Source organism: Parachitinimonas caeni, from assembly GCF_030129945.1.
Classification (GTDB): domain Bacteria; phylum Pseudomonadota; class Gammaproteobacteria; order Burkholderiales; family Chitinimonadaceae; genus Parachitinimonas; species Parachitinimonas caeni.
On sequence record NZ_JARRAF010000268.1, the window covers coordinates 1 to 257 of the forward strand.

1 protein-coding gene is annotated in these 257 nt (G+C 67.3%); it reads right to left on the reverse strand.

The annotated features are described in order from the left end of the window. Nucleotides 1-257: hypothetical protein (locus PZA18_RS25870; protein WP_308447467.1), on the reverse strand; the 257-nt coding region annotated here is incomplete at both ends.

Genomic DNA, 257 nt, shown 5'->3' on the forward strand with positions numbered 1-257 from the left:
CCAGGGCCACCGGCTCGCCATCGCTGGCCCGGGGATCGTGGTCCAGCCAGATGGCCACCAGGCGCAGGCCTGGATCCGCCGGATGATCCGAGGATTGCCGCTGATATTGCAGGCGATAACGCCGTCCAGCCCCATCTTCAACCTGCGTCAACACGCCATCCTGCCAGTCGTAGCGCAGACACTGGCCCAGTGCATCCAGAGTCGCCCGCAGGCGCCAGTGGGTGCCTGTCGGGTCGGGCGCGAACACATACGCCGTC